We start from the raw sequence: 281 nt of genomic DNA on the forward strand, positions 1-281 counted from the left end.
TACGGGTCACCAAAAACGGACGCTTAGCTCAGCTGGGAGAGCATCTGCCTTACAAGCAGAGGGTCGGCGGTTCGATCCCGTCAGCGTCCACCATATACGGAGGGATACCAAAGTGGTCAACTGGGGCGGACTGTAAATCCGCTGGCTTTGCCTTCGTAGGTTCGAATCCTACTCCCTCCACCATATCATATACGCTGGGGAATAGCCAAGCGGTAAGGCAACGGACTTTGACTCCGTGATGCGCAGGTTCGAATCCTGCTTCCCCAGCCAGGTTGTGAGCC

General features: G+C 55.9%; 3 tRNA genes. All 3 read left to right on the forward strand.

The features are described from left to right. Positions 1-17: 17 nt before the first annotated feature. The 3 genes from I8U21_RS13505 (at position 18) to I8U21_RS13515 (ending at position 270) form a co-directional block, all read left to right on the forward strand. Positions 18-93: transfer RNA gene (locus I8U21_RS13505), tRNA-Val, on the forward strand. Positions 94-98: 5 nt separating this feature from the next. Beyond that, positions 99-183, forward strand: a tRNA-Tyr gene (locus I8U21_RS13510). A gap of 12 nt (positions 184-195) precedes the next feature. Continuing rightward, a tRNA-Gln gene (locus I8U21_RS13515) sits at positions 196-270 on the forward strand. Positions 271-281: the final 11 nt, after the last annotated feature.

It is taken from the genome of Thermoactinomyces sp. CICC 23799 (assembly GCF_016055145.1).
Classification (GTDB): Bacteria; Bacillota; Bacilli; order Thermoactinomycetales; family Thermoactinomycetaceae; genus Thermoactinomyces; species Thermoactinomyces intermedius.